Below are 25,681 nucleotides of genomic sequence, written 5' to 3'. Positions count from 1 at the left end.
CTCACGAGCGGTCGGGTGCTGTACCACTGGCACACGGGGACGCTCACCCGGAAGGTGCCGGGGCTGGTCGACCACGTGAGCGAGGCGTTCGTCGAGGTGAACCCCGCGACCGCCGACCGGCTGGGGATCGTCGACGGGGGGGCGCGTCCGGGTGGAGTCGGCCCGCGGCGCCATCGAGGTGCGCGCCGAGGTGAGCGACCGCCCCGGCGACGGCGTGCTGTTCGTCCCGATGCACTTCGCCGAGAGCGCCGTGAACCGGCTCACCGCCGAGCACTTCGACCCGACGAGCGGCATCCCGGAGTACAAGGTCGCCAGCGTCCGGGCGACGCCGGTCGACGGCGAAGGCGTCCCGACCGACGAGTGACGCCGGGGCGTCGAAACAGCTTTTCGACGGACGCGTGAGGTGGGACCGTGCAGGTGCTGCAGACGCCGCCGCCGGAGCCGGACGCGCTCGCGCTGGCGATACTGGTCGTCGGCCACGCGGTCGCGTGCGTCGTCGCCGCGGCGGTCGCCGAGGGGGCGGCCGGCCGCTGGCTCAGGGCGACCCGCGTCGCGGTCGGGGAGCGGCGCTCGCGGTCGCGGTCCCCGCCGTGGCGCTCGTCGCGTACGAGGTCCGGCTGCTCGGCCCGGTCGTCTCCGTGACCGGGTGGAACGAACTGGAGACGTCGGTCGTCGTCGCGGGGGCGGCGAGCGTCGGGGCGGTCGTCGTCGCCTCGGCGGCGGCGGACGCGGAGTTGACGGATCCGGGCTACCCGAGCGCCGCGGCGGCGCTCCGGGCCCACCTCTCCGGGGACGACTTCGTCGGCGTCGTCGTCGGGACGGTCGCGCTCGTCGCGGGCGAGTTCGCGACCGTGGTCGCCGCGAACGCGGTGTGAGCGACGCCGGGTGCCCGGCCGCCGCCCGCCGCCTCACCGGTCGAGGACGCCCTCGTCGGTGACGACCTCGCTGACGAGGTGCATCGGGGTGGCGTCGTAGGCGGGGTTCTCGATGGCGATGCCGTCGGCCGGCTCGAGCATCACCTCGCTGGGCGGACGGAACTCGTTCTCGAAGCGGAACTCGTCGTCGATCACCTTCGTGCCGGAGCCGACGACGACGAACGGCACGTCGCACTCGGCGGCCGCCGCGGCGATGGGGAACGTGCCGACCCGGTTGTACAGCGTGTCGCCGACGATGCAGTCCATCCCGACGACGACGCGGTCGGGGTCCAGTTCCCGCAGGAGGTGGCCCGCCGCCGCGTCGACCGCGAGGTGCGGCTCGACGCGGTCCATCGCCGCGAGCGTGCGGGCGGTCTTGCGGCCGAGGTAGCGCGGGCGCGCCTCCGTCACGTAGGCGGTCATGTGTGTGCCGCCGGTCGCGGCCGCCTCGACCGCCTCCAACACCGTCGAGGAGTAGTCGTGGGTGAGGAACGTCTCGCCGTCCGCGAACGTGCGGGCGGCGTTTTGGGCGGCCTCGCGCTTGCCGGTCTCGACCCGGGACACCTCCTGGTCGATGGCGATCTCGAGCAGCTCCTTCGCGCCGCCGACGGTGTCGGCGTGGCCGAGGACGTCGCCGGTGACCGCGCGCATCGTCCGGTGGAGGCTGGCGTGCGAGGGGTTCGCCCGCCTGAGCGCCCCGGCGTTATGTTCGAGGTCGCGCTCGAACTCGTCGAGGGTGGCGTACTCGCGGTCGAGCAGGTCGGCGAGCGACCGGGCGGCCTTCACCGCGACGACCGACGAGGAGTGCGTCTGCATCTCGCGGATCTCGGCGACCGTCTCGTCTATCATGCGTCCGCGGTGGAGGCTTTCGGGGTTAGGTGTTGCGGCGGTCGCGACCGGCCGGGGACCGCGCGGCCGCGGCGGCCATCCCGCAACGCCCAAACACCCGCCGCAAGTACCCACGGACGATCAGATGGACCCGAAGACCGAAATGACGAGCGTCGACCTCGCGGCCCTCGTCGGGGAACTCTCCCGCTACGAGGGCGCGAAGGTGGACAAGGTCTACCTCTACGGCGACGACCTCGTCCGGTTCAAGCTCCGCGACTACGACCGCGGGCGGGTCGAACTCCTCGTCGAGACGGGCGACGTGAAGCGGTGTCACGTCGCCGACCCCGCGCACGTCCCCGACGCGCCGGGTCGCCCCCCGGAGTTCGCCAAGACGCTCCGCTCGCGACTCGCCGGCGGCGAGTTGGCGGACGTCGAGCAGTACGAGTTCGACCGCATCCTCTCGTTCGACTTCGACCGCCCCGACGCGAACACGACGGTCGTCGCCGAGCTGTTCGGCGAGGGCAACGTCGCGGTGCTCGACGAGACCGGCGAGGTGCAGCGCAGCCTCGAGACGGTACGGCTGAAGTCGCGCACCGTCGCGCCCGGGAGCCGGTACGAGTACCCCCAGTCGCGGATCGACCCCTTCGAGGCGCGCTACGAGGTGTTCGAGGCCCGGATGGACGAGTCGGACACGGACGTGGTGCGGACGCTCGCGACCCAACTCAACATGGGCGGGCTGTACGCCGAGGAGTTCTGCACCCGCGCCGGCGTCGAGAAGACGCTGGCCATCGCGGACGCCGGCGAGGACCAGTACCGCGCGATCCACGACGCGATCGAGCGGATGGGCGAGCGGCTCCGCTCGGGCGACCTCGCCCCCCGCGTGTACCTGGAGGACGGCGAGGTGGTCGACGTGACGCCGCTGCCGCTGGAGGAGCGCGACGGGCTGGAGTCGGAGGCGTTCGACGACTTCAACGCCGCGCTGGACACGTACTTCCACCGGCTCGACCTCACCGAGGACGAGGAGGTCGACGACGCGCCGGACTTCGAGGCGGAGATCGCGAAGAAGCGGCGCATCATCGACCAACAGGAGGGCGCCATCGACGACTTCGACGAGCGCGCGCAGGCCGAACGCGAGAAGGCCGAGGCGGTGTACGCCCACTACGACCTCGTCGCGGGCGTGCTCACCACGATCCAGGGGGCCCGCGAGGAGGGGCGCTCCTGGGAGGAGATCGACGAGACGTTCCTCGAGGGCGCCGACCGCGGCATCCCGGCGGCCGAGGCCGTGAAGGGCGTCGACGGCGCCGAGGGGACCGTCGACGTCGCCCTCGACGACACCGTCGTCACGCTCGACGCGAAGACGGGCCCCGAGAAGAACGCCGACCGGCTGTATCAGGAGGCCAAGCGCATCGAGGAGAAGAAGGAGGGCGCGCTCGCGGCCATCGAGAACACCCGCGAGGAGCTCGAGGCGGTGAAACAGCGCAAGGAGGCGTGGAAGCGCGACGACGGCGACGACGAGGCGGACGACGACGACGGCGAGGAGCACGAGGCCACCGACTGGCTCTCGCGGGCGTCGGTGCCCGTCCGCAACCGCGACCACTGGTACGACCGCTTCCGGTGGTTCGAGACGAGCGACGGCTTCCTCGTCATCGGCGGGCGCAACGCCGACCAGAACGAGGAGCTCGTGAAGAACTACATGGAGGGCCGGGACCTGTTCTGCCACGCGCAGGCCCACGGCGGACCCGTCACGCTGATCAAGGCGACCGACCCCTCGGAGGCCGCCCGCGACGTCACCATCCCCGAGCAGTCGCGCCGGGAGGCGGCGCAGTTCGCCGTCTCCTACTCCTCGGTGTGGAAGGACGGCCGCGGCGCCGGCGACGCGTACGTCGTCACCCCCGACCAAGTCTCGAAGACGCCCGAGTCCGGCGAGTACATCGAGAAGGGCGGGTTCGTGATCCGCGGCGAGCGCGACTACTACCGCGACGTCGCCGCCGAGGTCGCCGTCGGCGTCCAGGTGGAGCCGGAGACGCGGGTGATCGGCGGCCCCCCGAGCGCGGTCGAACCGCGCGCGGAGACGACGATCCGGCTCACCCCGGGGCAGTTCGCGCAGAACGACGCCGCGATGAAGTGTTACCGCCTGCTGAAGGAGCGGTTCGCCGACCAGTCGTTCGTCCGCAAGGTCGCCTCGGCCGACCGGGTGCAGGAGTTCCTCCCGCCGGGCGAGAGCGACGTGCACGGGGACTGACGCGTGATCGCCGAGGCGCTCCGGTTCCCGTTCGGCACCGGCGACGACCGCGGCGCGGCGACGGAGGCGCTCCTCGTCGGCGGCGGGCTCCACGTCCTCGCGGCGATCGTCCCGCTGGTGCCGCTGATCCCCGTGATGGGGTATCTGGTGCGGGTGTTGGGCGCCGCCGGCGACGCCGAGGACCCCTCGCGCCTGCCGACGTTCCGGTCGCCGGCGGGCCTGCTTCGCGACGGAGTCGTCGGCTGCCTGCTCGCGGTCGCGTTCCTCACCGTGCCCGTCGTGCTCCTCGTCGTCACCGTCGGGGGGGCGCTGTCGGGGGGCGCCGCCGGCGGTCCGATCGACCCGACGACGCCGCTCGGCTACGGCGCGACGCTGATCGGCGGGACCGTGACGCTCCTGCTGGCGGTCGCGCTCGTGTACCCTCCCCGCGGTGCTGGCGGGGTACGCCCGCGCGGACCCGGCGGGCGGCACGGTCGGGCGCGTCCGCGAGGCGTTCGCCCGGCGGCGGCTGTGGGCGAGCGTGACGAGCGGGCGCTACTTCTACGCGTGGACCGTCGGCGGCGTGTTGCTGCTGTTCGGCGCGGCGCTCGCCAGCGCGGGCACGCGGTTCACGCGACTGCTCGGCTTCTTCGGGCTGTTCTACCTCGAGGTCGCGGCCGCCGCGGCGCTGTCCCGCGGAGTCGGTGGAAACCGTTAACCCCCGGGCTCCTGACCGGTCGGGTATGTTAGAGGACGCGCTTCGGTACCCGTTGAACAACGACGACCGCCTCGCCACGCTGGTGATCGGCGGTCTGTTGCTCGCGTTCAGCTTCCTGATCGTCCCGGTCTTCGTCCTCCAGGGCTACCTGGTCAGGGTGTTGCGCTCCGCGGCCGAGGGCGAGGAGGCGGCCCCCTCCTTCACGGACTGGGGGGCGCTGATCGTCGACGGGCTGAAGCTGATCGTGGTCGGGCTCGTGTACGGCTTCGCCATCGCCGTCCCGTTCGTCGTCGCCACGTTCGTCGTCGGCATCGGCGGGGCGACCGGGAGCGAGGCGGGGCTGGCGGCGTTCGGCATCGTCGGGGTCCTGCTGTTCCTCGTCGCGACGGTGGTCGCGATCCTCGTCACGTACCTCCTGCCGGCCGCGCTCACCAACTTCGCGCTCGAGGGGCGCATCGGCGCGGCGTTCGACGTGAGCGCGATCACGGAGGCGACGCTGTCGTCGAAGTACCTGATCGGCGTCCTGCTGGGCGTCGTCCTCAACGCCGTCATCGGCACCGTCGCCGGGCCGCTCGTGTTCCTGCTCGTCGGGATCCCGCTGCTGTTCTACGGGCAGGTCGTCTCGTACTACTGCTTCGCCCGCGGCTTCGCGGAGGCGACCGGCCGGAGCGGTCGCGGCGGGGTCGACACCGCGCGGACGACGCCGACGGACACGCTGTAGGCGCCGCACGACGCCGACCGCCCCGACGGCGCCCCGCCGTCTCGGAGGGCCTTTGTACGCGCCCGCCGCACGTCGAGCCATGCGAATCGACTCGCGCGGCCGCGGCGAGGAGGGGCGCGAGCGCCTCACGGTCGTCCCGGAGACGACGGACGACCTGTGGCACCTCTCGCACGTCCTCGAGCCCGGCGACCTCGTCGAGGCGGACACGACCCGGCGCGTCACCCGCGACGACGACCAACTGCGCGACAAGGGCGGCCAGCGCGAGCACATGCGCGTCACCATCGAGGTCGACGACGTGGAGTTCGCCCGCTTCGCCAACCGCCTCCGGGTGGGGGGCGTCATCGTCGGCTGCTCGCGCGAGGACGAGATCGGCCACCACCACACGATCAACGTCGAGGAGCGCAAGGAACTGGTCATCGAGAAGCACTTCAAACCCGACCAGATCGACCGGATCGAGGAGGCCGAGGCGGCCACCGGCGCGCCCGACGTCGCCATCGCGACCGTCGAGGAGGGCGCCGCGTTCGTCCACACCGTCCAGCAGTACGGCACCGAGGAGTACGCCAGCTTCACCAAACCGACCGGGAAGGGCGAGTACGCCCGCCCCCGCGACGAACTGTTCGACGAACTCGGGTCGGCGCTGTCCCACCTCGACGCCGAGGCGGTGATCCTCGCGGGCCCCGGGTTCACGAAGAACGACGCCCACGACTACCTCGACGAGCACTACGGCGACCTCTCCGACCGCATCTCGGTCGTCGACACCTCCGCCGCGGGCGACCGCGGCGTCCACGAGGTGCTCAAGCGCGGCGCCGTCGACGAGGTGCAACGCGAGACGCGGATCGCCCGCGAGGCCGAGCTGATCGACGAGCTCACCGAGCGCATCGCGCAGGGCGCGAAGGCGACGTACGGCGTCAACGAGACGATGGAGGCCGCCGAGTTCGGCGCCATCGAGACGCTGCTCATCGTCGACGAGCGCCTGCGCGCCGAGCGCCAAGGCGAGGGCGACTGGGACGTCGACGTGAACGACCTCGTCTCGACGGCCGAGCAGAAGGGCGGCGACGTGGTCGTCTTCTCCGGCGAGTTCGCGCCGGGGCAGCAGCTCCGCAACCTCGGCGGCGTCGCCGCGCTCCTGCGGTACCGCCTCCAGTGACGATGCCGGGAGGCGCTCCGGACGACACGGACGCCGCCGCCGGCCCACGCGACGGGCTCACGCCCGCGGACGCCGATTGGACCGCGGCGCCCGTCGCGACCGCCGCCGACTGGGACGCCGTCGTCGACCTGCGGATGGCCGTGTTCGTCGACGAACAGGGCGTCCCCGAGGAACTGGAGCTGGACGAGCACGACGAGGACCCGCTCGGCTCGAGGGTCGACCACCTCCTCGTGCGCGAGGCCGCCGGCGACGCGGTGGCGACCGCCCGGCTGCGCGCGGTCGACGGGGCCGCCTACGGCCGCGACCCCGGACCCGTCGCGAAGGTCGAACGCGTCGTCGTCGCCCGCGAGCGCCGCGGGGAGGGGTGGGGCGCGAGGGCGATGGCGGCGGCCGAGCGGCGTGCACGCGAGCGCGGCCTCCCGGCGGCGGTGTTGCACGCGCAGACGCGGGCGGCGGGCTTCTACGAGCGCCTCGGCTACGCCGTCGACGACGCCGTCGGCGTGTTCGAGGAGGACGGCATCGACCACGTGCGGATGTGGAAGACGCTGTAAGAGGCGCCTCGACGCCCGGAGGCGGGCACGGGACCGCCGGACGCCGCTGCCGCGCTCGCCGGGTCCCGAAGCTACAAGCGCGACGTGCGACACACACGCACACATGGTCTTCCCCCGTCGCTACCGGCGCCACCTGATGTGGGCGACGCTCGCGTTCGGGTTCCTGTTCGTCAACTTCTTCCGCAACTCGACGGCGGTGCTGTCCGGCGACCTCGCGGCCGTCTTCGACGCCACGGCCGCCGAGTTGGGGCTGCTCCACTCGTCGTTCTTCTACATCTACGCGGCCGCACAGCTCCCCTCGGGGCTGCTCGTCGACCGGTACGGCCCCCGACGCGTCGTCTCGGTGGGGCTGGCGGGGATGGCCGTCGGGGTCGCCGGCTTCGCCGCCGCCGACACGCTCGCCGTGGGGTTCGCCGCGCGCTTCGTCGCCGGCCTCAGCGGTGCGGCCATCTACGTCGCCGTGTTGCGCTTCTGTGCGAACTGGTACGCCCCCGAGGAGTTCGCGACGATGACCGGCTTCACCATCGCCGCCGCCGGCGTCGGGGGGATCCTCGCCACGACGCCGTTGGCCGTCGCCGCCGGGGCGACCGGGTGGCGCGCGGTGCTGGTCGCCTCGGCCGGCGGCGTGTTCCTCGCGGCGCTCGCGGTCGGCGCGTTCGTCCGGGACCGCCCCGCGAACGTCGAGGACCGGCCCGCCGGCGCCGACTCGGGGACGGACCACGACTCGCTCCGGGAGGTGCTCGCGGGCGCCCGCCGCGTGCTCTCGGACGTCGACACGTGGCTGATGGGCGTGCTGCTGTTCCTCGTCATCGGGCTGAACTTCACCGTCGTGGGGCTGTGGGGCGTCCCCTACATCGTGAACCTCTACGATGTCCCCGTCTCGACGGCCGCGACGACGGTGCTGGCGGCGAACGTCGGCTTCGCCCTCGGGTCGCCGCTGTTCGGGGCGGTGTCCGACCGGACCGGCCGTCGGACGGAGGTGATCCTCGGCTCGTGTGTGGTGTTCCTGCTCGCGTACGGCGTCATCTTCCTCACGGTGACGCCGCCGCTGGTCGTCGTCTCGGCGGCGCTGTTCGTCGGCATGGGCGTCACCGGCGGCGCCTCGGTCGCCTACACCGTCGCCAAGGAGCGCCACGCGGCCGACAGCGGCGCCGCCACGGGGACGATCAACGGGATGGCGTACTTCGGCGCGGCGGTGTTCCCGGCGGTGATGGGCGCGGCGCTGGACGCGTACTGGACCGGCGCCGTCGTCGACGGGGCCCGCGCGTACACCGCACAGGGGTACCGCGTCGCCTTCGGCGTCGTCGCGGCCGGCGGCGTGGTCGCGGTGCTGTGTGCGGCGGCGCTCCACGTCCGGGTGCGGCGGCGCGAGCGCGCGGCGGCGACCGCGTCGGCGCCGAGCGACGACTGAGTCACGCCGGGGACAGCAGCGCCACGCCGGCCCGCGCCGCCGACGCGAGCGCGAGCCCCAGCCCCACGGCGGCGACGACGTAGGCGCCGACCGCGAGCGCCTCGGCGCCGCCGGCCGTGTCCGACAGCGCCACGGCGACGCCGGCGACGGCGAGCATCCCCGCCGCGACCACGCCCTCGACGACCGCCAGTGCCAGGTTCAGCCCCGTCGGGCGGTCGCCGCCGTCGAGGTACGTCGCCACCCCCCACACGCCGCGGGCGACGACGAGCAGCCACAGCAGCCCGACGCCGACCATCGTCGCGAGGATCGCCGTGCCCAGCCGGCGGCCGCCGGGGTCCGGGAGCGCGGTCGGGCCCACGAACGTGGACAGGGCCACGCCGGCGCCCGCGAGGACGAGCAGCGCGAGGCCCCCGCTGGCGGCGATCGACGGCGCGGCGCGGGCGCGGGCGGCCAGCCGAGCGACGGCCGAGTCGGTCACGCCGGGTGCGAGCGGCCTGCCGGGCATCAGTCTTGTCCTACTCCCCGGTCAACGCCTCGCTCGCGGGCGCGAAGTCGATGGACTGCCCGAGTCCCTCCTCCCGTGCGCGCTCGTACAGGAGGTAGGCGGCCGCGACCGTCTCGATGCCGGTGCCGCCGGAGTCGAACACGGTGACCTCGGTGTCGCTCGTCCGGCCGGGTTCGACGCCCGCGACGACCTCGCCCAACTCCGCGTGCACGTGGTCCTCGCCGACGACGCCCGCCTCGACGGCCGAGAGGAACGAGCCGGCGTCCTGCAGGGCGCGGGCGCGGAGGTCGGGGACGTACGTCGCGCGCTCGACGGTTGCGTGGTCGAGCTCCCGCTTGGTCGGGTCGTACTGCCCCATCGCGGTGACGTGGGTGCCGGGCTCGAGCGCCTCGCCGTCGAACACCGGCTCGGAGGCGTTCGTCGCGGTGATCACGATGTCGGCGTCCTCGATGGCCGCGTCGGCGCTGGCGACGGCGGCGACCGAGGCGTCGAGGCGGGGGTTCATCTCGCCGGCGAACGCCTCGCGGTGCTCCTTCGTCGGGGAGTACACCCAGACCGTCTCCAGGTCGCGGACGGTCGCGGTCGCCGTGAGCTGTCCCTTCGCCTGCGCGCCGGAGCCGATGACCGCCAGCGAGGTGGCGTCCTCGCGGGCGAGCGCGTCGACGCCGACGGCGCCCGCCGCACCGGTCTTGAACGGGTTCATCGACGCGCCGTCGAGCAGCGCCAGCGGCTCGCCGGAGTCGGCGTCGAACAGCGGCGTCATGAACCACGCGTCGCGGGCGCCGAAGCCCGCGGAGTAGGTGTACCCGCCCATCGCCCCCGTCTCCGGGAGGACCGCGGCGTAGGTGGTGAGGAACCCCGGCGGCTCCTCGTTCGTGAGCTTCGTCCGCGGGTCCGCCGGGGCGCCCTCGCCGACCTGGCGGTAGGCGTCGCGGACCGCGTCGACGTAGTCGGCGGGGTCGGCGAGGCCGTCGACCGCCTCGCTCGTCAGGAACAGCGTCTCGGTCATGGCTCGGGGTTGGACGGGCGAGGTGAAAAACGTGGGCGGCGGCGTGCCCGCGGGCCGAGGCGGGGGACGGGCCGGGCGACTCAGTCGAGGTTCGACGGGGCGCGGGGGCCGGTGCCGGCCTCCGGGGCTCCGGGGCGGGCCGGCGAGTCGGCGACCATCGGGTCCGAGGCCGGGCCGCGGACGAACATCGCGTGGGCGACGAGCCCGGCGGCGACGGCGCCCCCGACGGGGACGGCTACCTGCATCGACCAGCCCAGCCCCTCGAGCATGAACGTGATGCCGAGCAGCGCTGCCGGGATGAGACCGAGGACGTAGTCGTGGTAGCCAGTCATAGACAACACGTACTATGAACAGGGGTCATATAGGTGTTTCTCATGACTGCTGTGTCACAGATGCGCGAGTTATCGGTCACATCTTCATAAGTTATGGGACACGATCCCTCTCAGAGCGCCTCTCCTGTCCGATTCGCCAGATCACGGGGGTATCAGCGCCGCTAGGGATCGGCTGGCGAGCCCCGACGGCCGGATACGAACCGTTTTGCCCCTCGGGCGATTCCACGGACCGTGCGACGACCGATCGGGTACGCTTCGCTCGCGAGCGCGGTGGCGGCCGCCGTCGCCGCCGCCGTCGTGACAGCGACGACGCCGCTCGCGGACCTCGAGTTGCCGACGCCGGGCGTGACCTCGCCCGACGCCGTCGCGGCGACGCTCCTCCTGGCCGCCGCGGTCGTACTGGCGGCCAACGGCGCCTACTTCGTGGTGTACGGCTTCGCCGTCCGGCGCGCGACGAAACGCCGGGCGCACGACCTCCGCAACGTCCTGCGGTTGGCGTTCGGCGCGCTCGCCCTCGCCGGCGTGCTCGGCGTGGTCACCGACCGCTGGGTGGGCCTGCTCGTCTCGCTGGGCGTCGTCGGCTTCGCCGTCACCTTCGCGCTCCAGCAGCCGCTGTTGTCGCTGGTGGGCTGGTTCTACCTGATGTTGAAGCGGCCGTACGCCGTCGGCGACCGCGTCCAGATGGGCGACGTCGCGGGCGACGTCACGGAGGTGGACTTCTTCGTCACGACGCTGTGGGAGATCAACGGCCCGCTCGTCTCGACGAACCAGCCCTCCGGGCGCGTGGTGACGGTGCCGAACAGCCAGGTGCTCTCCTCGGAGGTGGTGAACTTCGGCGGGGACGCCTTCCCGTACGTCTGGAACGAACTGGCGATCCAGGTGGCCTACGAGACGGACCTGGCGTTCGCCCGCGAGCGGATGATCGCGGTCGCCGACGACTACCTGGGCGAGGAGATGGCGACGGCCGTCGACGGCTACCGCGACCGGCTCTCGGAGACGGCCGTCGAGCTCGAGGTCTCGGACGGGCCCACGGTGAACGTCGTCCAACGGGAGTCGTGGGTCGAGCTCCGGCTCCGGTACCTCGTCGGTCACCGACGGGCGACGCGCACCCGCAACGACCTCTACGACCGGATCGTCGCCGAGTTCAACGACGCGCCCGACCGCGTCGGCTTCCCGGTCGGCCGCAACCGCTGAGCCGCCGTCGCCGGCGGCCGAACGCGGCGGGACGACCCCCGCTCGCCCCCGTATTTTTGGTATCGCGTGCCACAGGTCCCGCATGGACTCCGGCCGACTCCCCGCGGTCGCGCGCGCCGTCGTCCCGGCGGGCGTCGGCCTCGCGGCCGCGGTCGGCGGCGGACTGCTGTACGTCCCCGGCGGCGTCGCACAGGGAGCGGGGCCGCAGGCGCCCGCCGCGTACCTGCTTGCCGGCGGCGGCGTCGCCTGTCTCGCCGTCGCGTTCGCCGTCGTCGCCTCCGGCCCGTTCGCGGAGCGCGGCCCCGTGTACGGCTCCGTCGCCCGGGTGTCGGGGTCGCGCCTCCCCGGCGCGCTCGCGGCGTGGGGGCGCTCGCCGGCTACGTCGCGCTCCTCGCGCTGCTCGCGGAGTGGTTCGGGCGGCTGGCCCCCTCCCCGCGGGCACCGGCGCCTACGTGCGCGGCACGCTCGACGCGCCGACCGGGCTCGCCGCGCTGACCGGCGTCGGGGCGCTGGCGCCCCCGCGGGCGAACTGCTCGCCGTGGGGGTGTGTGCGGCGGCGCTGGGCGTCCACCTGCTCGGGGCCCGCCGGGCCGCCATCGCGGCCGCGCTCCCGGCGTGGGGGGTCGTCTGCGGCGTCGGCGCGCTGCTGGCGGCGGCGTTCGTCCCCGGCGTCGGGGAGTTCGTCGCCGGCAACTTCGACCCGCTGTACCCCACCTTCGGTCTCCGGGCGGCGCCGGTGCGTGCCCTGGTCGGCGGGACGGGAGTGGCCCTGTTCGCGTTCCTCGGCGTCGAGGCCGCGGCGTACGCGGCGCTCGGGCGGGCGGGCGACCGGAACGCCGAACCGGACACCGGCGACGCCACAGCAGCCGCGAGCGCGCCCGTCCTCGCCGCCGCGACCGCGACCGCGCTGGTGTCGCTGACGGCGTTCGTCGCCCTCGGCGTCATCGACTGGACGCGGCTGAACCTCGCGGACATCCCCGCGGCCGACGCGGTGGGGGCGTACCTCCCGGTCGACCCCGTGGTGGTGACGGTGACCGTCTCGACGGTCGCGGGGGCCGCCGCGGTCGTCGCGCTCGGCGTCCCGGCGGCGCGCACGCTCGCCGGACTGGCCGAACTGTTCCCGCCGCTGGGCCGCGGACCGGGCGACCCCCGCTGGCGGCGCTGGCGGCGGTGTACGGGGCGGCGGCGGCGCTGGCCGTCGCCGACCTCGTCGCGGTCGCGCTGTACGTCGCCGTCCCCGGGCTGGCGCTGTCGTATCTGGCCGTCGTCGGCGCCGTCGTCGCGATGCCGTCGCGGCGGCCCGACCTCTGGCGGGCCTGTGCGCTCGCGCCCCGGGCGGGCGGCGGGCGGGCGGCGCTGCTGGGCGGGGGCGCGGTGGCGGCGTCGCTGCTCGGCGTCGCGCTCGCGAGCGACCCCGCGACGGTGCTGGCGCTGACGCTCCACCGCGTGTCGCTGGCGGTGTTCGAGTTCGAACTGGTGTCCGACCCGCTCGGCGGGCACGTGCCCGCGCTGGTCGTGTGGGAGCTCGTCGGCCTCGGACTGTACGTCGTCCTCCGGGACTACCGCGCGTCGACCGGGGCGGAGCTGTCGCCGCTGGACGGGGCGGGCGACGCGGGGGGCGACGAGGACCCGCCGCCGCAGTCGGGGGCGGCGACGGCGACCGCGCCGCCGAACCGTAACCCCGAACCCCGTCGCGCCCCTGCCGACGGTAATGGAAACCGGGGCCATCCCCCTCGAGTCGGTCGGGCCGTTCGACCTGCAGGCGACCGTCGAGAGCGGCCAGACGTACCTGTGGGACCGCGCGGACGGGAACATGTACGAGACGATGTCCGCCCACGGCGGCGACCACTGGTACGAGACGGTCGTCCCGCCGCTCGACGGCGTCACGGACGAGCGGGCGGTCGTCCGGGTCCGCCAGACCGGCGGGGTCCTCGAGTGGGAGTCGACGACCGACGCCGTGCCGGTGCTCACGCACCTGCTCCGCCTCGACGACGACCTCGACGCCGTCCTCGACGCGACGCCGGACCTCCCGCTGCTCGAGCGCGCCTACGAGGCGTACCGGGGGATGCGGCTCGTCCGCGACCCGCCGTTCCCGTGTCTCGTCTCGTTCATCTGCTCGGCCCAGATGCGCGTCAGCCGCATCCACGGGATGCAGATGGCGATGGCGGAGTCGTTCGGCGACGCCGTGTCGATGGACGGCCGGAAGTACCACGCGTTCCCGACGCCCGCACAGTTGGCCGACCGGACGGAGGACGAGCTCCGCGACCTGTCGCTCGGCTACCGGGCGCCGTACGTGCGGCGGACCGCCGAGATGGTCGCGACCGGCGAGGCCGACCCGACCGCGGTCCGCGGGATGGCGTACGAGGACGCGCGCGAGTACCTCACGCGGTTCGTCGGCGTCGGCGAGAAGGTGGCCGACTGCGTGCTGCTGTTCTCGCTGGACTTCCTCGAGGCGGTGCCGCTCGACACGTGGATCCGGACGGCCATCGCCGACTACTACCCCGAGTGCGACGCCGGCGGCTACGCCGAGACGAGCCGCGCGATCCGCGAGCGGTTCGGGGGCGAGTACGCCGGCTACGCGCAGACGTACGTGTTCTACTACCTCCGCGCCGGCGGGGAGTGACGCCGACAGGAGACGGGGGCGCCGTGACGGGGCCCGACGGCGACGAGTGGCACGGACGAGGCGGTCCCGGCCGAAGCTTCATACGCCGAGGAGTGGTACAGTTACCCATGGACTGCAGGGTCGTCGTCGAGGCCGCGGTGCCGGTGTACGACGTCGAGACACCCGACGAGGCGGTCCGGATCGCGATCTCGAAGACGGGGGAGATGCTGAATCCGGACCTCAACTACGTCGAGATCGCGATGGGGACCCGTACCTCCCCCGACGGCGAACAGCTCACGCCGGCGTTCGTCGCCGCGGACGAGGCGCTCGTCGCCTTGGAGCTGGAGATGACGGTGTTCAACGTCGAGCGCGAGGAACACGCCTCGCGGATCGCCCGCAAGGAGATCGGCCAACGGCTCCACGACATCCCGCTGAAGGTGTTGCGCGTCGAGCCGCTGGAGGAGGAGGAGGACGCCCGGGGCGACGGCACCGGGGACGACGGCGGCGAGCGCGGAGACGAGCGGTCGCCACGGGGGGCCGACGCGACCGACGAGGACCTCCTCCCGGAGTTCGAGGAGATGGTCGAGGAGGAGCGGACGCGGGACCGCGACGGGAGATAGGACGACGCCGTCGCTCGCGGGGGGTCGGGGTCGCGGGAGTAAGCGCGCGGTTTCAGTCGGCGTTCGGCGCGACGGGCTCCGTCGCTTCCGACTCCGCGGACGATGTGATTCCCGAGGCCAACTTGAACACGGCCGCCTTGTGATCCGTCTTCGACCGGTGGATCGACGTCGGCTTCACGCCCAACTCTCGGTACTCGGTGAGATCGAGGTCGGTTCCCCACTCCTCGTACTCGCTGCGTACCTCGCTGAGAAGGCCGTGCAGGTGGATGAGCTCCTGCTTCTTCATGGACGAACTCGGCTTGCGACCCGAGGGTTAAAGGCTTATCTTGAGCCTCGTTAGCACGGTGCCCAACGGATTTAGGTATGTCGAGCTAACTTGTCGGTCCCCTTACGATCCACTCCGGTTCCGTTCAGTCCCCCCGGACCGGAAACGAGCGAACTCACCCGACGATTTCGGTCGTGCGCGGGCGTCAAACCGCAGATCCGTTGTCAGGTGTCCGTCGGGCCCGCCGGGTCTCGGTGCCGGTCGACGGGCGGCGTCGACGGCGGGCCGTGAACGTTTTTCAGTCCGCACGCGCCTACACACGCGCATGGACTACGACGAGATGTTAGGTCGTGCGATCGAGGAGACGCCCGACATCGACGAGCGCGGGTCGCGCTTCGAGGTGCCCGACCCGGAGGTCCGCCCCGAGGGGAACGTCACCGTCGTCGAGAACTTCCAGACGCTGGTCGACCGCCTCAACCGCGACGAGGACGACCTCCTGCGGTTCCTGCAGGACGAGCTGGGGACGGCCGCGCGCATCGACGAGTCCGGGCGCGCCCGGCTCACCGGCGACTTCAAGCAGACGCGCGTCGCCGACGCCGTCCACGAGTACACCGAGGGGTACGTCATCTGCTCGGAGTGCGGGCTGCCGGACACGCGGATCGTCGAGCAGGGCGGTGCGGACGTGCTGAAGTGCGACGCCTGCGGGGCGATCACCAGCCTCGGTGCCTGAGACGGGCTACTGGAACTGTTTCAGCGTGTCGAGGTCGCGCTCCGTGCGCATGAACTCCGCGAGCCGCCGGGTCGCGTGACAGGAGGGACACGAGAAGTTCTCGCGGTGGCCCGGGAGGTCGGTCGGCCCTTCCTCCCAGTCTTTCGAGCACTCGGGACACAGCAGTCGGACGAAGGCCTCGACCATACGCCGTCCGGTTGCCGTGCCGCCCAATAAAGGCTTGTGGCGGTGTCACACGGACGGAATCGACCGCGCGGACGGCGTCGTCGTCGGTCGGCGGGAAAACGAAAGGGTCGCGACGGGTCGGCGTCGAAGCCGGGAGCCTCAGGCGTTCGCGCGGCCGCCGAGGGGCTCGCCGTCGGCGAACTCGGCCGCGTCGAGCAGCTCCTTGTAGCGGTTGCGGATCGTCACCTCGCTCACGCCCGCCACGTCGCTGACCTGGCTCTGGGTGAGCGCCTCGTTCGTGAGCAGCGCCGCCGCGTAGACGGCGGCGGCCGCGAGGCCGACCGGCGACTTGCCGCTGGTGACGCCCGTCTCTTGGGCGGTCTTGAGCAGTTCGCGCGCCCGCCACTCGCCCTCGTCGGAGAGGTCGAGGTCGGAGGCGAACCGACCGACGTACTGCGCGGGGTCGGCGGGGGCGACCTCCAGTTTGAGCTCGCGGACGATGTAGCGGTACGTCCGGGTGAGCTCCATGCGGTCGACGCGCGACACGGCGGTCAGCTCGTCGAGCGACCGCGGGGTGTTCGCCTGCCGGGCGGCTGCGTACAGCGCCGCCGAGGCGACGCCCTCGATGGAGCGACCCGGGAGGAGGTCCTCCGAGAGCGCGCGCCGGTAGATGACCGACGCGGTCTCGCGGACGTTCTCCGGCAGCCCCAGCGCGGAGGCCATGCGGTCGATCTCGCCGAGCGCCTGCTTGAGGTTGCGCTCCTTGGAGTCGCGCGTGCGGAACCGCTCGTGCCACGTGCGGAGGCGCTGCATCTGCTGGCGGCGCTCCGCCGAGAGGGTCTTCCCGTAGGCGTCCTTGTTCTGCCAGCCGATGTTCGTCGACAGCCCCTTGTCGTGCATCATCTTCGTCGTGGGGGCGCCGACGCGGGACTTGCTCTCCCCGTCGCGGCTGAACGACCGCCACTCGGGGCCGCGGTCGATGGCGTCCTCCTCGACGACGAGCCCGCAGTCCGTACAGACCGTCTCGCCGTGCTCCTCGTCGGCGACGACCGACCCGCCGCACTCGGGGCAGGTGCGCACGGACTCCGTCTCCTCGACGCGCTCCGCGGGTCGCTCTTTCGCGCTCTTCTCCCGCTCGGTGTAGCTGCTGATGGTGGTTTCTGACTCGCTCATGGGTCTCCCGGATCGCGGCCGACGCGGAGGGCGAAAAACTGCCGCCGCAGACCGTCGTCCTTACCAGTCGTTACGTGCATTCAGGTATTAAAGCTTTCGCGGATGGGATACCGCCGTACACACCGTCGAAACGGCCCGTAGCGTGTGAATTCGTGATCGATTCGACGCCGCACCGACAAGATCACGAGGATAAAAACCGTTCGGTCGTGTCGGAGGGGCGTTCGGTCGCGCCGAAGCGCCAGCAGGGCCGCGCCCAAGAGGGCGACTACGCCGAGCACCGCGCTCGAGCCGGGGCCGGACGTCTCGGCGGCCTCGCCGCCGGTCTCCGTGGCCACCTCCGTCTCGGTCATCGCCTCGGTGGCGGTGTCCATCGGGGTCGACGTCGCCATCGACTCGCCCGTGCACGTCACGTCCGCGGCGACGATGGCGCCCTGCGAGGAGGCGTACGGGCCGTCGGCGCCGCCCTCCTTTCGACGAAGTCGTACGTCTCGTCGTCGTCGTCCGTGTCCGTGTGCGGCATCGCGACGAACGTCCCGTCGGCCTCGACGCCGCTGTCGGGGTCGACCGTGGCGTTCTCGTGGGTGCCCGGCGCGAGGTACGCGCTGGTGCTGTGCACCGAGCCGAGCGCGTCGCCGTCGAGGAGGGTGGCGTCGTGGACGGTGACGATGCCGCCCTCTGGGAGGGTCACCTCGTCGACGACGATGGTCGTGCCGCCGGACGTCCGCGCGGTGAACGGGTCCGGACCCGGGTCCCGTGGCGCCGCTACACCTCGGCCGACCGCCGCCGTCGGCACCCGCCCGCGGCGCCGCCGACCGGCAACACTTACCGTCCCTGCCGGACCCGGTTCGGACATGACCGACGCGTACATCGTGGGGGCGGGCCAGTCGGCGTTCGGCTCGTTCCCGGAGGAGACGTACCGGACGCTGTTCCGGGAGGCGTACGAGGCGGCCGCGCCCGCCGACCTCGACCCGGGCGAGGTGGACGAGGCGTTCGTCGGGACGCTGGGGGTCGGCGGCCGACAGATCGGGCTCGCGGGCCCCGCCGTCACCGAACACGTCGGCCTCCACGGGGTGCCGTGCACGCGCGTCGAGAACGCGTGTGCCGCCTCCGGCTACGCGCTCCGACAGGCCGTGATGGCCGTGGAGTCCGGGATGGCCGACCTCGTGCTCGCGGGCGGCGTCGAGGTGATGACCGACACCTCCGCGGAGGCGACGAAGTACTGGCTCGGCGTCTCCGGCGAGACGGAGTGGGAGCGCATGGCCGGCACGACGTTCTCCGGCGTGTACGCCCAGATGGCCGACGCGTACCTCCGCGAGTACGACGCGCCGCGCCGGGCGATGTCGGAGGTGGCCGCGAAGAACCACGCCAACGGCGCCGAGAACCCGAAGGCCCACCTCGGCTTCGAGTGTTCCGTCGAGGACGCCGAGGCCGCCGCCGTCGTCGCCGACCCGCTCACGCTGTACCACTGCTGTCCGACGACGGACGGCGCGGCCGCCGTGTTCGTCGCCGGCGAGGACGTCGCCGCCTCCTTCGACGACCGCGTGCGCGTCGCCGGCGTCGGCGCCGCCTCCGACCGCGTGGGGCTGTTCCAGCGCGACAGCTACACCGCCGTCGAGGCGAGCGAACGCGCCGGCGAGGCGGCGTACGACGCCGCCGGCGTCGCCGACCCCCGGACCGACCTCGACTTCGCGGAGGTGCACGACTGCTTCGCCATCGCCGAACTGCTCGCGTACGAGGACCTCGGGTTCTGTGGCCGGGGCGAGGCGGCCGACCTCGTCGGCGACGGCGTCACCGCCGCCGACGGGGATCTCCCGGTCAACACCTCCGGCGGGCTCAAGTCGAAGGGCCACCCCATCGGCGCGACCGGCGCGGGGCAGGCCGTCGAGGCGTTCGACCAGTTGACCGGGACCGCGGGCGAGCGCCAACTCGACGACCCCGAGCGCGGCCTGACGCACAACGTCGGCGGCTCCGGCGGCGCGGCCGTCGTCCACGTGTTCGAGGCCGCGGGGGTGACGGGGGCGTGAGCGCGCCGACCCCGGGTCCCGGCCCGACCGCCGGGGAGCGGCCCGACGCGGACGCCCGGATCCTCGGTGTGGGGGTGTACGCGCCCCGCGCACGGCTCCCGAGCGACGAGGTGTCGAACGCGTGGGGGCGCTCGAAGGCCCGCGGCGTCGACGCCGTCGCGGTGCCGGCGCCCGACGAGGACGCGCTCACGATGGCCGTCGCGGCCGCCGAGCGCGCGCTGGAGGCGGCGGACCTGTCCGCGGGCGACCTCGCGGGGGCGATGTTCGGAACCGCGACGCCGCCGCTCGCCGAGGAGGACCTCACGCCGCGGCTGGGCGAGGCGCTGGGCGTCCCCGCCGACGCGACCACCGGATACACCGGGCGGAGCACGCGCGCCGGCACGCGAGCGCTCAGGGCCGCACGCGACGCCGGGGCGTTCCCCGCGCTCGTCGTCGCCGCCGACGCGCCGACCGGGGCGCCCACCGCGCCCGAGGGACACGCGGCCGGCGCCGGCGCGGCGGCGGTCGTCCTCGGCGGCGGCGACGGGAGCGGGGCGCGACTCGTCGGCGACAGCGAGGCCGCCAGCGACTACCCCGGCACCCGGTTCCGGCGCCGCGGCGGCGACGACGTCGAGGGGCTCGGCGTGACCGGGTACGACCGCGCGGCGTTCGTCCGGCCCGTCGCGGCCGCGGTCGAGGGTCTCGCCGGCGACGACGACGTCCCCGACCCCGGGACGGCCGGCGCGCTCGCGGTCACCGCGCCGGACGGCGACCTACCGGGGCGCGCCGCCCGCGCCGTCGGGCTCGACGGCGACGCCGTGACCACGCCCGTCGGGACGCTCGGCGACACCGGCGCCGCGGGGGCGCTGGCGGGGCTGGCCGAGGCGCTCCGCGCCGGCGTCACCCGCACGCTCGTCGTCGGCTGGGGGAGCGGCGCCGGCGCCGAGGCGCTCGTCGTCGACGGCGTCGCCCCCGTCGAGGGGACGCTCGACGGCGGCCGCGAGGTGACCTACACGGAGGCGCTCCGCCTCCGGGGCGAGGTGGTCCCCGACGAGCCCCCGGCGGGGGCGGCGCGGCGGTGTCCGTGCCGACGTGGCGGCGGTCGATCCCGGCGCGGTACCGCCTCCGCGCGGGCCGGTGTCCGGACTGCGGCGCGCTGGCGTTCCCGCCGGAGGGCGCGTGCCCGGACTGCCACGCGCTGGTCGAGTTCGCGCCCGCGCCGCTGCCCCGCGAGGGGGTCGTCGAGGCGGTGACCGGCGTCTCCCCGGGCGGAGCGCCTCCCGAGTTCGCGCGACAGGCCGAACGCGGCGGCGACTACCCGGTCGCGCTCGTCCGGTTCGAGCGGGACGGGCGGGCGGTCAGCCTCCCCATGCAGGTGTGTGACGCCGACCCCGAGGCGGTCGCGGCGGGCGACGCGGTCCGCGCGGCGTTCAGACGGATCTACGAGCAGGAGGGTGTCGTCCGGTACGGCCGAAAGGGTCGGCCGAGCGACGCCTCGACCTGACGCCGCGAGGGCGGCTCAGGAGCGTCGCTCGGCGAACGAGGGGAGCGCGGTAGCAAAATGCCCACGGGGGCCACGTCGTACCTGGGGGGGATGAGAGAGGCACACGACGGGACGGCCGTCCGTAGGCGTTCGATAGTGTACGCTTCATCGGTATGAGCGTTACGGCTTCGGCCGTCGACTGCCGGTGTCGGAACGGCCGGCCACGAGGCTTATTCGGCGGCCGCTTCGAGCCCGGACATGGACAGACGAGCGTTCATCGGTGCCGTCGCGGGCGCGACGACCGTCGGGCTCGCCGGCTGTTCGGGCTCGCCGACGACGTTCGAGGCGCGGCCGGCGGGCACCTCGGCGGCGGCCGCCGACGAGACCGGGTACGAGGAGCGAGGGACCGAGTCGCGGACCGTCAGCCGCGAGTTCGCCGGCACGGACGTCGAGGTGATCAACAAGGTGACCACCTACGAGAAGACCGTCGACACGGTCCTCGGGTCCGTCCGGGCGGGTGTGTTCGCCGCGGTCTCCTCGCCCGCGGTAGCGGTGGCGGGGCAGTCGTTCAACCCCGTCGGCGACTACGACCCCGGGCGTCTCGTCGAACTGCTCGCCGGCAGCTACGGGGGGCTATCCGACCCGACGCGGGTCGGCGAGTCCTCTGTGGAGGTGCTCGGGGAGCCGCGGACGTTCGTCCGGTACGAGGCGACCGCGACGTTCGAGGGCCAGGAGATCGACGTGTTCGTCCACGTCACCGAGGCGCTGCGCTCCGGCGAGGACTTCGTGATCCCCGTCGCGGTGTACCCGGCGCAGGTCGGGGAACGGGGCCGGGAGAACGCCCACACCCTGGCGAGCGGCACCGAACACCCCGTCTGAGTCCCGCCGAACGGCCCGAGTGCGTCCTCCTCGCGACGTGTCACCACAACCCACAGATATAAATACCGAAGTCGCATCAAGGACGGACGAGGTACACGCGAATGGCGAAAGGCACGGTCGCATTCTTCAACGACACTGGCGGCTACGGATTCATCGAGACCGAGGACGCGGACGAGGACGTCTTCTTCCACATGGAGGACGTCGGCGGGCCGGACCTCGAGGAGGGACAGGAAGTCGAGTTCGACATCGAGGAGGCAGAGAAGGGGCCACGGGCCAAGAACCTGCAGCGCCTGTAACGACGCTACCCGAGGTACCGAACCCGGACCGTCACCGGTCCGTCGGAACCGCTCACGACGACTTGTTCTTGGAGGGCGTCGCGCGCCGCCGAGCGCCAGCGCTCCGCACCGGCGCCGGGGAACCGCGGGAAGTCGTCGGCCACGAACGCCCGCGGCTCGACGTGGATGGGTTCGGCGCCGTCGTACTCGCCCTCCCCGCCCGCGACGTGGAGGCGGGCGCGCATCCGGCCGGCGAACGGCGGCGTGATCCGGAGCACCGCGTCGCGGCGACCGCGCTCGCGGGCTTCCAGCGCCGCGACGACGTCGTCCGCGGTCACCGCGAGCTGGCGGATGACCGAGGCGTCGGCGTGGTCCGTCTCCTCCACGGGTCAGTTCCCGGTGTGTGTGATCTGTTCGAGCGGTCCCGAACAGCGCGGACACGTCGCCCGGTAGGAGAGCGGGCTGACGCTCGATTCACACTCACGACAGACGAATGACCGTCCGACCATCGCTCACAGATAGTAGCGGTAGTGTGTTAAACGTTGTCGTGCACCCGATACCGTCGACGGGCGGCCGCGCCGGCGCCGGGCTCGGGGCCTACCCGTCGTGGTCGGTGACGAAGTCCGGCTTCACCGTCCTGTCGGCGACCTCCCCCCGGAGGTGCTCGACGAACTCGGAGACGGGCACGTCGTTGCGCTCGTTCTCGAAGCGGTCGCGGACGGAGACGGTCTCGGCCTCCTCCTCGTCGCCGCCGACGACGACCATGTACGGGACGCGGTCGTCGTGGGCCGCGCGGATCTTCCGGCCGATCGTCATGTCGCGGTCCTCGACCTCGACGCGGAACTCCGAGAGCTCGTTCTTCACGCGGTGCGCGTAGCCGAGGTTGTCGTCGGAGATGGGCAGGATGCGCACCTGCTCGGGCGCGAGCCAGAACGGGAAGCGACCTGCGAAGTGCTCGATGAGGACCATGAAGAAGCGCTCGTAGCTGCCGTACAGCGCGCGGTGGATCATCACCGGCCGGTGCTCCTGGTTGTCCTCGCCCGTGTACGTCAGGTCGAACCGCTCGGGCATCGTGAAGTCGAGCTGGACCGTCGGGCCGTCCCACGAACGGCCGAGGGCGTCCTCGAACGAGAAGTCGATCTTCGGCCCGTAGAACGCGCCGTCGCCCGGTTCGATCCCCCACTCCAGCGAGGACGACTCCAGCACGGCCTCCAGTTGGCTCTCGGCTTGCTCCCACACCTCGTCGCTGCCGACGGACTTCTCCGGGCGGGTCGCGAGGTCGACGGAGACGTCCAGGTCGAAGGTGTCGAGCACCTGCTCGATCCCGTCCATCACCTGCCGCACCTCCGCCTCGATCTGGTCGGGGCGCACGAACAGGTGGCCGTCGTCGATGGTGAACGCCCACGTGCGCGAGAGGCCCGACAGCTCGCCGCGCTGCTCCTTGCGGTACACCTTCCCGTGTTCGGCGTAGCGGATCGGCAAGTCGCGGTAGCTCCACGACCCCTGGTCGAAGATGGTCGCGTGCCCCGGGCAGTTCATGGGCTTGAGGCCGTACTCCTCGTCGTTGACGTCGAAGAGGAACATGTCGTCCTCGTAGTTGTCGTAGTGCCCGGACTCCTCCCACAGCTCCGTGCGGAACACGTGGGGCGTCTCCACCTTCCCGTAGCCCGCGGCGTCGTTGAGTTCGTCGACGTACTCCTCCAGCTCCGAGAGGATCGTCTTCCCGGCGGGGTGGTACAGCGGGAGGCCCGGCCCGGTGATCGTCGGGATGGAGAACAGGTCCATCTCGCGGGCGATCTTGCGGTGGTCGCGCTCGGCGGCCTGCTCGCGCATGGTCAGGAACTCCTCGAGGTCCGACTCGGACTCGAACGCCGTCCCGTACACGCGCGTCAGCTGGTCGTTCTCCTCGTCGCCGCGCCAGTAGGCCGACGAGATGTTCAGCAGTTCGAACGCGCCGATCTCGCCGGTGGACTCGACGTGGGGCCCCTTACACAGGTCGCGCCAGTCGTCCTGCTCGTACACGGAGACGGGGTCCTCGCCGGCGGCCTCCTCGTTGAGGATCTGGGTCTTGTACTCGTTGTCCTCGTAGGCGGCGAGCGCCTCCTCGCGGGACAGCTCCAGCCGTCGGATCTCGTAGTCGGCCGCGACGATGTCGGCCATCTCCGACTCGATGGCCGCGAAGTCGTCCTCGTCGATGTCGACGCCGGCGACGTCGTAGTAGAACCCCTCCTCGGTCGGCGGCCCGATGGCCAGTTTCGCCTCCGGGAACACCCGCTGGAGCGCCTGCGCGAACACGTGTGCCGCCGAGTGGCGCAGGACCGTGAGGTACTCGTCGGACTGGTCGGTGACGATCTCGATGCGCGCGCCGTCGTGGACGGGCGCGGCCTTGTCGACGAGTTCGCCGTCGACGACGCCGGCCACGGTGTCGCTCCCGAGTCCGGGTCCGATCTCGTAGGCCACGTCCTCCACGGAGGCACCCGCCGGCACGGACAGCTCCGAGCCGTCCGGCAGGGTGACGACGATGTCGCTCATACGCGTTCGGTGCCGGGGGGCGCGAATAAGTCTTGTCGAACCGTGTGAACCGCCGCGACGGCGGCTCCGGATCCGCCCGGCGACGGCCGCTTCGGAAAGAGCCAACACCCGCGGGCCCGACCCGTCGACATGGACCTCCCCGTCGACGCCGACCGTCTCCGCGACGACATCGAAGCGACCGCCGCCTTCGGCGACGTCGACGCCGCCGCGGGACGGGGCCGGACCGTCCTCGCCGGCACCGAGGCGAACCGCCGCGCCCGCGAGTACCTCGTCGACCGGCTGGACGCCGCCGGCCTCGACGTGACCGTCGACGCCGTCGGCAACGTCGCCGGCCGGTGGGTGCCCGAGGGCGCCGACTCCGAGGCCGCGCCGGTCGCCGCCGGGAGCCACCTCGACTCGGTCCCGGAGGGCGGCATCTTCGACGGCCCGCTCGGCGTGTACGCCGCGCTGGAGGCCGTCCGCGCGATGCGGGACGCCGGCGTCACACCCGACCGGCCCGTGGTCGTCGTCTCGTTCACCGAGGAGGAGGGTCAACGCTTCGCCGACGGGCTGCTCGGTTCGTCGGTCGCGGTCGGGGAGCGCACCGTCGACGAGGCGCTCGCGCTCGAGGACGACGACGGCGTGACGCTCGGCGAGGCGCTGGAGTCGATCGGCTTCCGGGGCGAGGGGCGGCTCGACGCGAGCGGCTGGGACGCCTTCTACGAGCTCCACATCGAACAGGACACGGCGCTGGAGGCGGCGGGCGTCCCGGTCGGCGTCGTCACCACCATCACCGGGATCACCCACCTCGACGTGGAGATCCGCGGCGAGGCGAACCACGCGGGCGCGACCCACATGCACGACCGGACGGACGCGCTCGCGGCCGCCGCCGAGCTCGTGCTCGACGTGGAGGCGGCCGCCACCGACGTGGTCGACACGACGAGCGACTCCGCCGTCGGCACCGTCGGCTCGCTCGACGTGTCGCCGAACGCCACGAACGTCGTCCCCGGCCGCGTCGAGGCCGGCGTCGACGTCCGCGACGCCGAGTACGGGTCGATGGAGGCGATCGTCGACGCCGTCCGCGACGCGCTCGCCCGGCTGGAGGACGAGCGCGGCGTCGACACCGCGTGCTCGCGCCCGTTCGACCTCGCGCCGACCCCGATGGCCGAGCGCCTCCGCGAGGCGGCCCACCGCGCGGGCGAGGCCGCCGGGCTGGAGACGATGGACCTGCACTCCGGCGCCGCCCACGACACGATGCACGTCGCGAGCGTGACGGACGCGAGCCTCCTGTTCGCCCCCTCGCGGGACGGCATCAGCCACAACCCCCGCGAGTGGACCGACTGGGACGACTGCGCCGACGCGACGCGGGTGCTCGCGGGCGCGCTGGCCGAGACCGCGGGCGCCGAGTAGCCGAGTAGCGTCGC

30 protein-coding genes and 3 pseudogenes are annotated in these 25,681 nt (G+C 72.9%); 22 read left to right on the top strand and 11 right to left on the bottom strand.

Annotated elements, in window-relative coordinates; genetic code table 11:
- Positions 1-15: 15 nt before the first annotated feature.
- The 4 genes and pseudogenes from P0R35_RS16580 to P0R35_RS04615 all read left to right on the top strand — a co-directional run.
- Positions 16-78, top strand: a pseudogene (locus tag P0R35_RS16580) (hypothetical protein); the annotation flags it as partial.
- 112 nt (positions 79-190) lie between these two features.
- Positions 191-364 carry a molybdopterin dinucleotide binding domain-containing protein gene (locus P0R35_RS16575; RefSeq protein WP_284014044.1) on the top strand — a complete coding sequence of 58 codons (174 nt, stop codon included), beginning with the start codon at positions 191-193 and terminating at the stop codon, positions 362-364.
- Between the two features lie 47 nt (positions 365-411).
- The gene (locus P0R35_RS04620) at positions 412-642 is read left to right on the top strand and encodes a hypothetical protein (protein WP_284014043.1); all 231 of its coding nucleotides are present in this window, start codon (positions 412-414) and stop codon (positions 640-642) included.
- The gene (locus P0R35_RS04615; RefSeq protein ID WP_284014042.1) at positions 591-875 is read left to right on the top strand and encodes a hypothetical protein; all 285 of its coding nucleotides are present in this window, start codon (positions 591-593) and stop codon (positions 873-875) included. The genes P0R35_RS04620 and P0R35_RS04615 overlap by 52 nt, the downstream gene beginning before the upstream one ends.
- Before the next feature lie 33 nt (positions 876-908).
- On the opposite strand, the gene P0R35_RS04610 is transcribed toward P0R35_RS04615, so the two are convergent.
- Positions 909-1,763 (bottom strand): eIF2B alpha/beta/delta subunit family protein, encoded by an 855-nt coding sequence (locus P0R35_RS04610; protein ID WP_284014040.1) that lies wholly within the window; start codon positions 1,761-1,763, stop codon positions 909-911.
- 124 nt (positions 1,764-1,887) lie between these two features.
- Between P0R35_RS04610 and rqcH the strand changes: the two genes are divergently transcribed.
- From rqcH to P0R35_RS04580, 7 genes and pseudogenes are all read left to right on the top strand, one after another.
- Positions 1,888-3,984, top strand: coding sequence for a ribosome rescue protein RqcH (gene rqcH / locus P0R35_RS04605; RefSeq protein WP_284014039.1), 2,097 nt, complete (start codon positions 1,888-1,890; stop codon positions 3,982-3,984).
- 135 nt (positions 3,985-4,119) lie between these two features.
- Positions 4,120-4,341: pseudogene (locus tag P0R35_RS16570) on the top strand (DUF4013 domain-containing protein); the annotation flags it as partial.
- Between the two features lie 73 nt (positions 4,342-4,414).
- Positions 4,415-4,681 carry a hypothetical protein gene (locus P0R35_RS04600; RefSeq protein WP_284014038.1) on the top strand — a complete coding sequence of 89 codons (267 nt, stop codon included), beginning with the start codon at positions 4,415-4,417 and terminating at the stop codon, positions 4,679-4,681.
- Between the two features lie 25 nt (positions 4,682-4,706).
- On the top strand, positions 4,707-5,402 hold the full coding sequence (locus tag P0R35_RS04595) for a DUF4013 domain-containing protein (protein ID WP_284014037.1): 696 nt from the start codon (positions 4,707-4,709) through the stop codon (positions 5,400-5,402).
- A gap of 79 nt (positions 5,403-5,481) precedes the next feature.
- On the top strand, positions 5,482-6,549 hold the full coding sequence (locus tag P0R35_RS04590; RefSeq protein ID WP_284014036.1) for an mRNA surveillance protein pelota: 1,068 nt from the start codon (positions 5,482-5,484) through the stop codon (positions 6,547-6,549).
- A 2-nt stretch (positions 6,550-6,551) separates the two neighbouring features.
- Entirely contained in the window at positions 6,552-7,100 is a 549-nt protein-coding gene (locus P0R35_RS04585; RefSeq protein ID WP_284014562.1) for a GNAT family N-acetyltransferase, read from the top strand.
- 103 nt (positions 7,101-7,203) lie between these two features.
- Positions 7,204-8,511, top strand: a complete 1,308-nt coding sequence (locus tag P0R35_RS04580) for an MFS transporter (RefSeq protein WP_284014035.1) — start codon at positions 7,204-7,206, stop codon at positions 8,509-8,511.
- Position 8,512: 1 nt separating this feature from the next.
- On the opposite strand, the gene P0R35_RS04575 is transcribed toward P0R35_RS04580, so the two are convergent.
- From P0R35_RS04575 to P0R35_RS04565, 3 genes are all read right to left on the bottom strand, one after another.
- Positions 8,513-8,989, bottom strand: coding sequence for a hypothetical protein (locus tag P0R35_RS04575; RefSeq protein WP_284014034.1), 477 nt, complete (start codon positions 8,987-8,989; stop codon positions 8,513-8,515).
- 37 nt (positions 8,990-9,026) lie between these two features.
- Complete coding sequence (locus tag P0R35_RS04570) at positions 9,027-10,025, bottom strand: ornithine cyclodeaminase family protein (RefSeq protein ID WP_284014033.1); 999 nt, start codon at positions 10,023-10,025, stop codon at positions 9,027-9,029.
- Between the two features lie 80 nt (positions 10,026-10,105).
- On the bottom strand, positions 10,106-10,357 hold the full coding sequence (locus P0R35_RS04565) for a DUF8015 family protein (protein WP_284014032.1): 252 nt from the start codon (positions 10,355-10,357) through the stop codon (positions 10,106-10,108).
- 231 nt (positions 10,358-10,588) lie between these two features.
- Here P0R35_RS04565 and P0R35_RS04560 point away from each other — a divergent pair, with 231 nt between their 5' ends.
- The 4 genes from P0R35_RS04560 (at position 10,589) to P0R35_RS04545 (ending at position 14,773) form a co-directional block, all read left to right on the top strand.
- Entirely contained in the window at positions 10,589-11,551 is a 963-nt protein-coding gene (locus tag P0R35_RS04560; protein ID WP_284014031.1) for a mechanosensitive ion channel family protein, read from the top strand.
- A gap of 82 nt (positions 11,552-11,633) precedes the next feature.
- Positions 11,634-12,986 (top strand): hypothetical protein, encoded by a 1,353-nt coding sequence (locus P0R35_RS04555; RefSeq protein ID WP_284014030.1) that lies wholly within the window; start codon positions 11,634-11,636, stop codon positions 12,984-12,986.
- A 276-nt stretch (positions 12,987-13,262) separates the two neighbouring features.
- Positions 13,263-14,174: a DNA-3-methyladenine glycosylase family protein gene (locus tag P0R35_RS04550; RefSeq protein ID WP_284014028.1), complete on the top strand. Its 912-nt coding sequence runs from the start codon at positions 13,263-13,265 to the stop codon at positions 14,172-14,174.
- 107 nt (positions 14,175-14,281) lie between these two features.
- Positions 14,282-14,773 (top strand): DUF555 domain-containing protein, encoded by a 492-nt coding sequence (locus P0R35_RS04545; protein WP_284014027.1) that lies wholly within the window; start codon positions 14,282-14,284, stop codon positions 14,771-14,773.
- 52 nt (positions 14,774-14,825) lie between these two features.
- On the opposite strand, the gene P0R35_RS04540 is transcribed toward P0R35_RS04545, so the two are convergent.
- Positions 14,826-15,059: a UPF0058 family protein gene (locus tag P0R35_RS04540; protein ID WP_284014026.1), complete on the bottom strand. Its 234-nt coding sequence runs from the start codon at positions 15,057-15,059 to the stop codon at positions 14,826-14,828.
- Positions 15,060-15,363: 304 nt separating this feature from the next.
- Here P0R35_RS04540 and P0R35_RS04535 point away from each other — a divergent pair, with 304 nt between their 5' ends.
- Positions 15,364-15,768, top strand: coding sequence for a translation initiation factor IF-2 subunit beta (locus tag P0R35_RS04535; protein WP_284014025.1), 405 nt, complete (start codon positions 15,364-15,366; stop codon positions 15,766-15,768).
- A gap of 6 nt (positions 15,769-15,774) precedes the next feature.
- Here the strand turns inward: P0R35_RS04535 and P0R35_RS04530 are convergent, their stop codons facing one another.
- From P0R35_RS04530 to P0R35_RS04515, 4 genes are all read right to left on the bottom strand, one after another.
- On the bottom strand, positions 15,775-15,954 hold the full coding sequence (locus P0R35_RS04530) for a DUF7836 family putative zinc-binding protein (protein WP_284014023.1): 180 nt from the start codon (positions 15,952-15,954) through the stop codon (positions 15,775-15,777).
- A gap of 138 nt (positions 15,955-16,092) precedes the next feature.
- Positions 16,093-17,106: a transcription initiation factor IIB gene (locus P0R35_RS04525; protein ID WP_284014022.1), complete on the bottom strand. Its 1,014-nt coding sequence runs from the start codon at positions 17,104-17,106 to the stop codon at positions 16,093-16,095.
- Positions 17,107-17,186: 80 nt separating this feature from the next.
- Positions 17,187-17,477, bottom strand: coding sequence for a PGF-CTERM sorting domain-containing protein (locus P0R35_RS04520; RefSeq protein ID WP_284014021.1), 291 nt, complete (start codon positions 17,475-17,477; stop codon positions 17,187-17,189).
- Between the two features lie 35 nt (positions 17,478-17,512).
- Positions 17,513-17,794: a DUF7282 domain-containing protein gene (locus tag P0R35_RS04515; RefSeq protein WP_284014020.1), complete on the bottom strand. Its 282-nt coding sequence runs from the start codon at positions 17,792-17,794 to the stop codon at positions 17,513-17,515.
- Positions 17,795-17,957: 163 nt separating this feature from the next.
- Here P0R35_RS04515 and P0R35_RS04510 point away from each other — a divergent pair, with 163 nt between their 5' ends.
- The 5 genes and pseudogenes from P0R35_RS04510 to P0R35_RS04495 all read left to right on the top strand — a co-directional run bounded on the left by P0R35_RS04510 (position 17,958) and on the right by P0R35_RS04495 (position 21,767).
- Positions 17,958-19,130, top strand: a complete 1,173-nt coding sequence (locus P0R35_RS04510; RefSeq protein ID WP_284014019.1) for a thiolase C-terminal domain-containing protein — start codon at positions 17,958-17,960, stop codon at positions 19,128-19,130.
- 121 nt (positions 19,131-19,251) lie between these two features.
- Positions 19,252-20,262 (top strand): annotated as a pseudogene (locus P0R35_RS04505) (hypothetical protein); the annotation flags it as partial.
- A gap of 96 nt (positions 20,263-20,358) precedes the next feature.
- Positions 20,359-20,613, top strand: coding sequence for a PhlB family protein (locus P0R35_RS16565; RefSeq protein ID WP_321170449.1), 255 nt, complete (start codon positions 20,359-20,361; stop codon positions 20,611-20,613).
- Between the two features lie 237 nt (positions 20,614-20,850).
- Positions 20,851-21,471, top strand: coding sequence for a DUF6517 family protein (locus P0R35_RS04500; RefSeq protein ID WP_284014017.1), 621 nt, complete (start codon positions 20,851-20,853; stop codon positions 21,469-21,471).
- A 101-nt stretch (positions 21,472-21,572) separates the two neighbouring features.
- Positions 21,573-21,767, top strand: a complete 195-nt coding sequence (locus P0R35_RS04495; protein WP_276236645.1) for a cold-shock protein — start codon at positions 21,573-21,575, stop codon at positions 21,765-21,767.
- Positions 21,768-21,772: 5 nt separating this feature from the next.
- On the opposite strand, the gene P0R35_RS04490 is transcribed toward P0R35_RS04495, so the two are convergent.
- Both P0R35_RS04490 and thrS read right to left on the bottom strand, forming a co-directional pair.
- Complete coding sequence (locus P0R35_RS04490; RefSeq protein ID WP_284014016.1) at positions 21,773-22,132, bottom strand: DUF8009 family protein; 360 nt, start codon at positions 22,130-22,132, stop codon at positions 21,773-21,775.
- Positions 22,133-22,343: 211 nt separating this feature from the next.
- On the bottom strand, positions 22,344-24,278 hold the full coding sequence (gene thrS / locus P0R35_RS04485) for a threonine--tRNA ligase (protein ID WP_284014015.1): 1,935 nt from the start codon (positions 24,276-24,278) through the stop codon (positions 22,344-22,346).
- A gap of 129 nt (positions 24,279-24,407) precedes the next feature.
- Between thrS and P0R35_RS04480 the strand changes: the two genes are divergently transcribed.
- On the top strand, positions 24,408-25,667 hold the full coding sequence (locus P0R35_RS04480) for a Zn-dependent hydrolase (protein WP_284014014.1): 1,260 nt from the start codon (positions 24,408-24,410) through the stop codon (positions 25,665-25,667).
- Positions 25,668-25,681 lie beyond the last annotated feature (14 nt).

The organism is Halobaculum litoreum, from assembly GCF_030127125.1.
Classification (GTDB): domain Archaea; phylum Halobacteriota; class Halobacteria; order Halobacteriales; family Haloferacaceae; genus Halobaculum; species Halobaculum litoreum.
The sequence above is the reverse complement of the archived record's forward strand: the minus strand, read 5'-3'. Positions and strand labels throughout refer to the sequence as shown.

Excerpts from the sequence above, each read along its gene's own strand:
- P0R35_RS04590 (WP_284014036.1), top strand. The coding sequence starts at position 5,482 with ATGCGAATCGACTCGCGCGGCCGCGGCGAGGAGGGGCGCGAGCGCCTC.
- P0R35_RS04550 (WP_284014028.1), top strand. The coding sequence starts at position 13,263 with ATGGAAACCGGGGCCATCCCCCTCGAGTCGGTCGGGCCGTTCGACCTG.
- P0R35_RS04610 (WP_284014040.1), bottom strand. The coding sequence starts at position 1,763 with ATGATAGACGAGACGGTCGCCGAGATCCGCGAGATGCAGACGCACTCC.
- P0R35_RS04510 (WP_284014019.1), top strand. The coding sequence starts at position 17,958 with ATGACCGACGCGTACATCGTGGGGGCGGGCCAGTCGGCGTTCGGCTCG.
- P0R35_RS04495 (WP_276236645.1), top strand. The coding sequence starts at position 21,573 with ATGGCGAAAGGCACGGTCGCATTCTTCAACGACACTGGCGGCTACGGA.
- P0R35_RS04585 (WP_284014562.1), top strand. The coding sequence starts at position 6,552 with ATGCCGGGAGGCGCTCCGGACGACACGGACGCCGCCGCCGGCCCACGC.
- P0R35_RS04565 (WP_284014032.1), bottom strand. The coding sequence starts at position 10,357 with ATGACTGGCTACCACGACTACGTCCTCGGTCTCATCCCGGCAGCGCTG.
- P0R35_RS04595 (WP_284014037.1), top strand. The coding sequence starts at position 4,707 with ATGTTAGAGGACGCGCTTCGGTACCCGTTGAACAACGACGACCGCCTC.
- P0R35_RS04545 (WP_284014027.1), top strand. The coding sequence starts at position 14,282 with ATGGACTGCAGGGTCGTCGTCGAGGCCGCGGTGCCGGTGTACGACGTC.
- thrS (WP_284014015.1), bottom strand. The coding sequence starts at position 24,278 with ATGAGCGACATCGTCGTCACCCTGCCGGACGGCTCGGAGCTGTCCGTG.
- rqcH (WP_284014039.1), top strand. The coding sequence starts at position 1,888 with ATGGACCCGAAGACCGAAATGACGAGCGTCGACCTCGCGGCCCTCGTC.
- P0R35_RS04480 (WP_284014014.1), top strand. The coding sequence starts at position 24,408 with ATGGACCTCCCCGTCGACGCCGACCGTCTCCGCGACGACATCGAAGCG.
- P0R35_RS04530 (WP_284014023.1), bottom strand. The coding sequence starts at position 15,954 with ATGGTCGAGGCCTTCGTCCGACTGCTGTGTCCCGAGTGCTCGAAAGAC.
- P0R35_RS04500 (WP_284014017.1), top strand. The coding sequence starts at position 20,851 with ATGGACAGACGAGCGTTCATCGGTGCCGTCGCGGGCGCGACGACCGTC.
- P0R35_RS04520 (WP_284014021.1), bottom strand. The coding sequence starts at position 17,477 with ATGGACACCGCCACCGAGGCGATGACCGAGACGGAGGTGGCCACGGAG.
- P0R35_RS04570 (WP_284014033.1), bottom strand. The coding sequence starts at position 10,025 with ATGACCGAGACGCTGTTCCTGACGAGCGAGGCGGTCGACGGCCTCGCC.
- P0R35_RS04540 (WP_284014026.1), bottom strand. The coding sequence starts at position 15,059 with ATGAAGAAGCAGGAGCTCATCCACCTGCACGGCCTTCTCAGCGAGGTA.
- P0R35_RS04555 (WP_284014030.1), top strand. The coding sequence starts at position 11,634 with ATGGACTCCGGCCGACTCCCCGCGGTCGCGCGCGCCGTCGTCCCGGCG.
- P0R35_RS04525 (WP_284014022.1), bottom strand. The coding sequence starts at position 17,106 with ATGAGCGAGTCAGAAACCACCATCAGCAGCTACACCGAGCGGGAGAAG.
- P0R35_RS04580 (WP_284014035.1), top strand. The coding sequence starts at position 7,204 with ATGGTCTTCCCCCGTCGCTACCGGCGCCACCTGATGTGGGCGACGCTC.
- P0R35_RS04535 (WP_284014025.1), top strand. The coding sequence starts at position 15,364 with ATGGACTACGACGAGATGTTAGGTCGTGCGATCGAGGAGACGCCCGAC.